Here is an 8,297-nt window from a genome sequence, read left to right on the forward strand (position 1 = left end):
GCAAAATCTCCGTCGAATTCGTTAGGGCGTGGGGCTCCCACGCGTGCGGGGGATGTGCGGGAGACGCGCGGGGCTGGCTCGCGAGGCCAGCCGAGGCAGGCCTAGAGGGGCTCGCCCGAGGTTCGGGCCGCCGGGACGGATGCGCCGGGCGCCGGCTCCGGCTGCTCGCGGGGCTCGTGGTGCGGCGCCGTTCCGGACAGGCGCAGGGTGGCCAGGAAGCCGAGCACGAGGAACCCCGCCGCGGCGAAGGCCGAGTAACGGGTGCCGTCGCTGAAGGCCTCCCGCGCGGCATCCGCCACGGCCGGGCTCTGCGCCTCCAGGGCCGGGATCGCGGAGCCGGCGCTGTCCACGACCGCGTCCACGATCTGGGTCTGCGTCTGGGCCGGCAGACCCGGCACAGAGGACAGCTTCTCGTCGAGCGAGGCCCCGACCGCGGTGAACAGCACGGTGCCGAGCACCGCGATGCCCAGCGCAGACCCGATCTGCCGGGCGGTGCTGGAGGTGCCGGAGCCCTGGCCGCTCTGGGACACCGGCACATCCTTGAGCACCACGCCGGTCAGCTGGGCGGTGGCCAGGCCGACGCCCATTCCGTAGACGAACAGGAACGGCACGACCACCAGCCAGGTGGCATCCGCCGTGATGACGAGGCCGAGCCCGGTGACACCGATGATCTCCGCAACGATGCCCATGCGCACGATCGTCTCCGGTGAAGTCTTGTTGCCGAACGCGCCCGACAGCCCGCTGGCCACGAAGGAGCCCATCGCGAGCGCGAGCAGCACGAACCCGGTCTGCAGGGCGTCGTAGCCGAGCACGTTCTGCAGCCAGAGCGGCAGCGAGAGGATAATGCCGAATTCGCCGAGCGACACGATCATGGCGGCGATGTTGCCGTTGCGGAACGACGGGATCGCGAACAGGGAGAAGGCGAGCAGGGTGGTCTTGCCGACCCGCTGGCGGTAGAGCCCCCAGTAGACGTACGCGACCCCGGAGAGAATCGTGAGCAGGAACACGAACGGGATGATGGACACCTCGTACGGCCAGGTCCAGTCGCCGACCGTCGGGGCATTGTTGGTGAGCCACCAGCCGTAGCTGCGGCCCTCGATCAGCCCGAAGACGAGCGAGGCGCTGGCGATGACCGAGAGGATGGCGCCGACCACGTCGACGCGGCGGGGCTCCCCCGCGTCCTTGGATTCGGCCACGAAAACCAGCACGCCGACGATGATGACGATCCCGAGCGGCACGTTGATGCCGAACGCCCACCGCCACGAGTAATACGTGGTCAGCCAGCCGCCGAGCAGCGGGCCGACGGCCACCATGCCGCCGATGGTCGAGCCCCAGATCGCGAACGCGATGCCGCGGTCCCGGCCGCGGAAGGTCGCGTTGATGATCGACAGCGACGTGGGCAGCACCATCGCGCCGCCGACGCCCTGCACCAGCCGGGCCAGGATGAGCAGGTCACCCGACTGCGAGAACGCGGCGAAGACGGATGCCGTGGCGAAGACGACCACGCCGAGGATCAGGATGCGGCGGCGCCCGAAGCGGTCCGCGAGGGTGCCGAACACGAGCAGGAGCGCTGCGAAGACGAGGGTGTAGCTCTCCTGCACCCACTGCACCTGGGTCGAGGTGATGGCCAGGTCGTCCACGATCGAGGGGATGGCGACGTTGATGATCGTGGAGTCGACGATGATCAGGGCCACCGCGACGCTGATGAAGACGAGGCCGAACCAGCGGCGGCGGGCCGCTGCGGCGGGCGAGGTGACGGCGGGGGCGGGGGCGGGGCCGGTCATGCGGATACCAATCCTTCTGTTGAGGCGAACGAGGAGCTGCGGATGCGGGCGAAGGCCGTCACGATCACGATCACGGCCACCGCGGCGATGGCCGCGATCGCGGTCGGGGTGGAGAGGAGGTAGCCGGTCAGCCGGGCGACGGCCACCCAGCCGAGGCCCCAGCAGAGCGAGGCGGCGGGGGCGAGCCGGCCACGGCCGTAGAGGGCGATCAGCACGCCGACCAGGCCGGCCACCGCGATCACCCCGACCCCCCAGACGTCGGAGCCGAGGCCGAAGCCGAAGAAGCCGGAGGCGACCAGCACGGCCGTCACGTTCGCGGCGGTCGCGACGCTGACCCAGCCGAGGTACAGGCCGACCGTGCCGTCGGCGACGATCGTCTCGATCAGGTTCTTCGGCCGCGACGCGAGGGTGAGCCGGAAGGCCCGGATCAGCACGATCAGCAACAGCACGATCACGGGGACGCTGAGCACCAGAAGATCGAACTGGATGCTGAGGATCCAGGCGGCGTTCAGCACCAGCGAGGCCGCGATCGGGTAACCGAGGGCGCGCTGCCGGGCATCCGTCTTCTGCGCCGGCAGGAACTGCCAGATGGCGTAGGCGATGAGGCCGAGGTAGATCGGCGTCCAGATGCCGAATGCCGGGCCGCCGGGCGCGATCGGAGTCGCGTCCGCGGCGAGGGCACCGCCCGACGCGTTCTGGATCGGGGTTCCGCCGGCGGCGCCCGAGCCGATGAACGACCCCACGATGGCCAGGACGGCGCTGACCAGCACCACCGTCTGCCGCAGGCGATCGCTGCTCTGTTTCATTTCAGTCTCCTAGTAATCAGCTAGCTGATGACTTGACGCTAGCACTAGATTAGGGGCATGACCACACCTGATCCGGGACCTCCCGCGGAGAAGGAGCCGCTGACCGAGTCGATGGCCTGCTGGCCGACCGGACGCCTGCTCTCGACCGCCGCACGGCTGGTCGAACACGCCTGGGTGGAGGCCCTGGACCGGCTTGGACTCACCCACGCCGGCATGATCGCGCTGCACCTGCTCGGCTCGGGACCGCTCAGCCAGACCGAACTCGCGCACGCCGCCCGGGTGCAGACCCAGACCATGTCCCGCACCCTCGAACGGCTCGAACGGGAGGGCTACGTGGTGCGCACCCGGGACGAACACGACGCCCGGCGACACTCCGTGGCCCGAACGGATGCCGGCACCGCCGCCTGGGAGAAGTCGCGCACGCTGGAGGCGGACCTGTTTCCCGCGCTCGAGAACGCCGACGCGATGCGCGACACGCTGCTCCAGATCATCTCCGCTTCCTCCGCCCACCGCTGGTAGCACTCACCTAGTAGGACGCCTCCGAACAGGTTTGCTGCGCGGCGGTCTGGCCCCGGAGCCCCTCGAGCACCGCCGGGCTGGTCGGGGTCGGGGTCGGCGTGGGGGTCGGCGCCGGGGCCGGGCCCGAGACGGGGCCAGCCGACGGGTTGGTGCCGGGCAGGATCGACGGTGGCGCCGACGGGGCAGCCGACGCAGGGACCGACGTTGCGGGGGCGGTCGGCCCCGGGGACGCCTGGTCGAGCGTGGCACTGGGACCGAGCGCATCCGGCGCGAGTGCGAAGGATTCGTCGGCGGCGACCTTGCGGAATAGCTCAGTGGCGAGGTCCGGGGACGGCACGAGCTTGGCGCTGTTGTCCGGGTTGGGCTCCGAGGGGTACTGCACGAACACGATCCGGTCGAGGCTGATGTCCCGCAGCGCCAGCGCCATGCTCACCATGGTGGACATGTTCGCGAGCGAAGTGGAAAGCTTGAGGTTCTGGCCGGCGGCGGCGGACAGCCGAGACAGCTTGGGCAGGTCGGTCAGAGTGGAGTTGCTCTTCAGCACCCGCACGAGCGAGGACATGTAGGCCTGCTGCGAGGAGATCCGGGACAGGTCGCTGCCGTCTCCCACCCCGTGCCGGCTGCGGAGGTAGGACAGTGCGGTCTGGCCCGACACGACGCTCGGTCCGGCCGGGAGGTTCAGCCCGGTGAACGGGTCGTTGATGGGGTCGGTCAGGCAGATCGGCACGCCTCCCACCGCATCGGCCATGGCGACGGTGCCCTCGAACGAGATCAGCCCCGCGTAGGGGATCGACAGTCCGGTCAGGAGGCCGACCGTCGCGACCACGCATCCCAGACCGCCCCGGCCGAACGCCTCGTTGATCGGCTGGGCCGAGACCGCGCCCGCGACGTCGCCGGTGACCGGGTCGGTGCAGTCCGGTTGCGGGATGACGAGGTCCCGGGGAATGCTGACGACGACGGCGCTCCGGTGGTCCGCCGCCACGTGCAGCAGGATGTTCACGTCATTGAGCGTGCCGCCACGATCGCCGAAGGCCGCGCTCTGGTCGGCCGTGTTGTCGACCCCCACCATCAGCACGTTGAAGCCGCCGTCGAACGAGCCGAGCTGCGGGGCGGCGGCCCCGCGGCCATCCGTGCGGCCGTTGGAGATGTCGACCGCGTTCGCCGTGACATCGTTGGCGAATCGGGTCACCCACAACCCCGCCAGGACCGTGCCGCTGACCAACACGACCGCGAGGGTGCTCGCGGTGAACTCGAGCAACGGCAGCCCCGTGCTGTGCCAACGGGAGCGGCGCCGGTGCCGCACCGGAACGGTGCCGTGGCGGCGCCCCGGCTCGGCCAGTTCGTCGGGTTGCCCATCCGGAGCCACCGGTCCCTCCCGCCACTCGAGTATGCGAAACTGCGGAGATGCTCATCAACGGAGTGCACCACATCGCCATTATTGCCAGCGACTACGAAGTGTCCAAGGCCTTCTATCTCGAGATTCTGGGGTGCACCCTCGAAGCGGAGTACTACCGCGCCGAACGGGAGTCCTGGATGGGCAAACTCGCCCTGAACGGCCATTACCTGATCGAGTTGTTCTCGTTTCCGGACACCCCGCCCCGCCGCAGCGGACCCGAGGCGCTCGGGCTGCGCCACCTCGCGTTCGAGGTCGACGACGTGGCGGCGGCGCACGCCGAACTGCTGGGCAAGGATGTCGACTGCGAGGAGCTCCGGGTGGATCCCAACAACGGGAAGGCAATGTTCTTCTTCCGGGACCCCGACGGCCTGCCGCTGGAGGTCTACGAACGCTGACCCGGTTTCGGGGGCGATCGGTAGAGTGGCCCGCGCCATCGTCGCCTCCGCCCCGCAGGCGGAGTTGTTCCTGTATCCCGGTGATCAGCATTACTTCGCCGACAGTTCGTTGCCCTCCTACGATGCCGGCGCCGCCGAGCTCCTTCTGGAGCGGGTGATCGGTTTCCTGGGCAAGATCCCCGGGTGAGCAGCCGGGCCCGGGGCCGCTAGCGCGGCTCGACCAGGTGGAAGACCACTCCATCGTCCTGTACCGACACGCGCAGGCGGTCGAGACCGAGCACGACCAGGTCGGCCTCCAGTTCGGCGGCGAGGTGGGTGCCGACGACGCCGATCGTGGCGCAGCCGGCGGCGCGGGCCGCAGCGAGTCCGGCGGGGGCGTCCTCGACGACGACGCAGCGGGCCGGGTCGACGCCGAGACGTTCGGCCGCCAGCAGGAACGGCTCGGGGAACGGCTTGCCGCGGCTGGTGTCGTCGATGGTCACGACCGTGACCGGTGCGGAAAAGCCCGCGGCGTCCAGGCGCAGCAGGCAGAGTTCCCGGCCGCAGGACGTGACGATCGCCCGGCGGCCCTCGGGGATGCTCTGCATGAGTTCCGCCGCGCCGGCCAGGATCGTGACGCCATCCGTGTCGGCCAGTTCGAGCTCGGTCAGCCGCACGACGGATGTCTCGACCAGCTCCTCCGCCACCAGGGTCGCGATCATCTGACGTGCCGGTACGCCGTGCTCGGGCCCGGTGAACGACGGCCCGAGCCCGACCTCGGCGGCCCAGCGCAGCCAGGACCGGGTGACGGCCCGGGTGGAGTCGACCAGGGTGCCGTCCATGTCGAAGAGCACCGCCTGGAAGACCCGTCCCTCCAGGGCTTCCGTCACGTGGGGCACGGACGTGTCGAGCGGGGCGGTTCCTGGCTGCGTCATTCTGGTTCCATTCGTCTCTGGGTCGGTACCCCTCAAGTCTGCGCCCCCGCCGCGCCCGGACCTATCCGGGGCGGCGTCCCGGCCGGAGCGCATCCACCGCAACTACGCTGGAACTCATGACCACTCCTCCCCGCGCCGCCAGGAAGCCCCAGCAGCGCAGCTTCCACAACGATGTGTTCACCGACGACTACGACTGGCTGCGCGACAAGGACAGCCCCGATGTGATCGCCCATCTCGAGGCCGAGAACGCGTTCACGGATGCCCGCACCGCGCACCTGTCCCTGTTGCAGGAGCAGGTCTTCGAGGAAATCAAGGGTCGCACCCAGGAGACCGACCTCAGCGTTCCCGTTCGGCAGGGAAAGTGGTGGTACTACACCCGCACGGTGGAGGGGCAGTCGTACGGCATCCACTGCCGGGCGCCCATCGCGGGGCAGGGCGACTGGACGCCGCCGGTTCTGCCCGAGCAGGTTCCCGGAGTGACGCCGGGCCTTCCGGGCGAGCAGATCGTGCTCGACGACAACGCCGAGGCGGCGGGCCACGAGTTCTACTCGCTCGGCAGCACCGACGTCAGCGGTGACTCGAGCCGGCTGCTGTACGTCGTCGACGCCGAGGGCGACGAGCGGTACACGATCCGGGTGCGCACCATCGCGACCGGCGAGAACCTCGCCGACGAGATCCCGAACACCGGCGAGGGCGCCCTGTTCGACCCCAGCGGCCGCTACATCTTCTACACCACGGTCGACGACGCCTGGCGGCCCGACACCGTCTGGCGGCACGAGGTGGGCACCGCGGCATCCGCCGACGTGTCCGTCTTCCACGAACCCGACGAACGGTTCTGGGTGGGCATCGGCCTCACCCGCAGCCGCCGGTTCCTGCTGATCGAGGCCGGCTCGAGCGTCACCACCGAAACCCGCCTGCTCGACGCCGCCGACCCCACCGGGGACTTCGCGCTGGTCTGGCCGCGCCGCGACGGCGTCGAATACGACGTGGAGCACGCCGTGCTGGGCGGCGAGGACGTCCTGTTGATCGTGCACAACGACAACGCGGTCAATTTCGAACTGGTCAGCGTCTCCGTCACCGACCCGCAGGGCGGGAAACGGATGCTGCTGCCCCACGACGCCGCCGTGCGCCTGGAAAGCATTGACGCCTTCCGCGATTTCGTGGTGGCCGAATACCGCCGGGACGGGCTCACCCGCGTGGCCGTCGCCCCGTCCATGGCCGGGGGCGGGGCCGGGGGCGGGGCCGGGGGCGGTCTCGATTTCACCGAGCTCGCCTTTGAAGAACCGCTGTACTCGGTCGGCACCTCGGCCAATCCCGAGTGGGAGCAGCCGACCATCCGTCTCGGCTATACCAGCTTCGTCACCGCGTCGACCGTCTACGACCACGTCGTCGCCACCGGCGAGCGCCACCTGCTCAAGCAGCAGCCTGTGCTGGGCCGCTACGACCCGAGCCTGTTCGAGCAGCGCCGCGAGTGGGCCACCGCGGCCGACGGCACGCGGGTGCCGATCTCCCTCGTCTACCGGCGGGACCTGGTCGCGGCAGGCAAGCCCGCGCCGACCCTGCTCTACGGCTACGGGTCGTACGAGATCAGCATCGACCCGTCGTTCAGCATCGCCCGGCTCAGCCTGCTCGACCGCGGCATGATCTTCGCGATCGCGCACGTGCGCGGCGGCGGCGAACTCGGCCGGCTCTGGTACGAGAACGGCAAGAAGCTGCACAAGCGCAACAGCTTCACGGACTTCATCGACTGCGCCCAGCACCTGATCGACGCGGGTTACACCGCTCCCGACCGGCTCGTCGCCGAGGGCCGCAGCGCCGGCGGCCTGCTGATGGGCGCCGTCGCCAACCTGGCCCCCGAGCTGTTCTCCGGCATCCTCGCGGGGGTCCCGTTCGTCGACGCTCTGACGTCGATCCTGGACCCGTCGTTGCCGTTGACCGTGATCGAGTGGGACGAGTGGGGCGACCCGCTGCACGACCCGGAGGTGTACGCGTACATGCGCGGCTACTCCCCCGTTGAGAACGTGCACGACACGCACTACCCGCGCGTGCTCGCCGTGACCAGCCTCAACGACACCCGGGTGCTCTACGTCGAACCGGCGAAATGGGTGGCCCGGCTGCGCGACGTGGGGGCGGACGCGCTGCTGAAGACCGAGATGTCGGCCGGACACGGCGGGGTGTCCGGCCGCTACAGCCGCTGGCGTGAGACCGCGTTCGACTTCGCCTGGATCATCGATGCCGCGCGGGCGCATCCGTCGGGTGAAGGGGCGCTCACGGCCTGAGTCGGCGGGGACCGCGCCCGCGGCCCGGGTGAGCGGCCCCGAACCAATTCGACGGAGATTCTGCCCGAATCGCCCCCAAACAGCCCGCACAAGCAGTTTTGCGGCAAAATCTCGGCTCTCCTGCTGCATCTGTGGGTCTTTCGGAGCGCCTTAACGGCCGCACGCCGCTTCCTGTCTAGGTTTCTGACTGTCAAGGAAAGAAAC

The 8,297-nt window shown here is 69.8% G+C and carries 8 protein-coding genes; 4 read left to right on the forward strand and 4 right to left on the reverse strand.

Annotation, left to right across the window (positions count from 1 at the left end; all coding sequences use genetic code 11):
* Positions 1-101: 101 nt before the first annotated feature.
* The gene (locus E3T37_RS05185) at positions 102-1,784 is read right to left on the reverse strand and encodes a DHA2 family efflux MFS transporter permease subunit (RefSeq protein ID WP_134365755.1); all 1,683 of its coding nucleotides are present in this window, start codon (positions 1,782-1,784) and stop codon (positions 102-104) included.
* Positions 1,781-2,590 (reverse strand): tryptophan-rich sensory protein, encoded by an 810-nt coding sequence (locus E3T37_RS05190; protein ID WP_134365756.1) that lies wholly within the window; start codon positions 2,588-2,590, stop codon positions 1,781-1,783. Before E3T37_RS05190 ends, E3T37_RS05185 begins: the two co-directional genes overlap by 4 nt.
* Before the next feature lie 57 nt (positions 2,591-2,647).
* Here E3T37_RS05190 and E3T37_RS05195 point away from each other — a divergent pair, with 57 nt between their 5' ends.
* On the forward strand, positions 2,648-3,109 hold the full coding sequence (locus E3T37_RS05195) for a MarR family winged helix-turn-helix transcriptional regulator (RefSeq protein WP_198415973.1): 462 nt from the start codon (positions 2,648-2,650) through the stop codon (positions 3,107-3,109).
* 7 nt (positions 3,110-3,116) lie between these two features.
* Here E3T37_RS05195 and E3T37_RS05200 read toward each other — a convergent pair whose 3' ends face one another.
* A complete protein-coding gene (locus tag E3T37_RS05200) occupies positions 3,117-4,475 on the reverse strand; it encodes an LCP family protein (RefSeq protein WP_134365757.1) in 1,359 nt (452 codons plus the stop codon).
* A 38-nt stretch (positions 4,476-4,513) separates the two neighbouring features.
* Between E3T37_RS05200 and E3T37_RS05205 the strand changes: the two genes are divergently transcribed.
* Both E3T37_RS05205 and E3T37_RS17310 read left to right on the forward strand, forming a co-directional pair.
* A complete protein-coding gene (locus tag E3T37_RS05205) occupies positions 4,514-4,900 on the forward strand; it encodes a VOC family protein (protein ID WP_134365758.1) in 387 nt (128 codons plus the stop codon).
* Positions 4,901-4,925: 25 nt separating this feature from the next.
* Positions 4,926-5,087, forward strand: a complete 162-nt coding sequence (locus E3T37_RS17310) for a dienelactone hydrolase family protein (protein WP_241975805.1) — start codon at positions 4,926-4,928, stop codon at positions 5,085-5,087.
* 19 nt (positions 5,088-5,106) lie between these two features.
* Here E3T37_RS17310 and E3T37_RS05215 read toward each other — a convergent pair whose 3' ends face one another.
* Positions 5,107-5,814: an HAD-IA family hydrolase gene (locus E3T37_RS05215; RefSeq protein ID WP_134365760.1), complete on the reverse strand. Its 708-nt coding sequence runs from the start codon at positions 5,812-5,814 to the stop codon at positions 5,107-5,109.
* Between the two features lie 116 nt (positions 5,815-5,930).
* Here E3T37_RS05215 and E3T37_RS05220 point away from each other — a divergent pair, with 116 nt between their 5' ends.
* Complete coding sequence (locus tag E3T37_RS05220) at positions 5,931-8,093, forward strand: S9 family peptidase (RefSeq protein ID WP_134365761.1); 2,163 nt, start codon at positions 5,931-5,933, stop codon at positions 8,091-8,093.
* The last annotated feature ends 204 nt before the right edge of the window (positions 8,094-8,297 follow it).

It is taken from the genome of Cryobacterium sp. TMT2-10 (genome assembly GCF_004403075.1).
Classification (GTDB): Bacteria; Actinomycetota; Actinomycetes; order Actinomycetales; family Microbacteriaceae; genus Cryobacterium; species Cryobacterium shii.

What these genes read in the sequence shown, in the direction of transcription:
- E3T37_RS05185 (WP_134365755.1), bottom strand. Translation starts at nt 1,784, where the DNA reads ATGACCGGCCCCGCCCCCGCCCCCGCCGTCACCTCGCCCGCCGCAGCG.
- E3T37_RS05190 (WP_134365756.1), bottom strand. Translation starts at nt 2,590, where the DNA reads ATGAAACAGAGCAGCGATCGCCTGCGGCAGACGGTGGTGCTGGTCAGC.
- E3T37_RS05195 (WP_198415973.1), top strand. Translation starts at nt 2,648, where the DNA reads ATGACCACACCTGATCCGGGACCTCCCGCGGAGAAGGAGCCGCTGACC.
- E3T37_RS05205 (WP_134365758.1), top strand. Translation starts at nt 4,514, where the DNA reads ATGCTCATCAACGGAGTGCACCACATCGCCATTATTGCCAGCGACTAC.
- E3T37_RS05215 (WP_134365760.1), bottom strand. Translation starts at nt 5,814, where the DNA reads ATGACGCAGCCAGGAACCGCCCCGCTCGACACGTCCGTGCCCCACGTG.
- E3T37_RS05220 (WP_134365761.1), top strand. Translation starts at nt 5,931, where the DNA reads ATGACCACTCCTCCCCGCGCCGCCAGGAAGCCCCAGCAGCGCAGCTTC.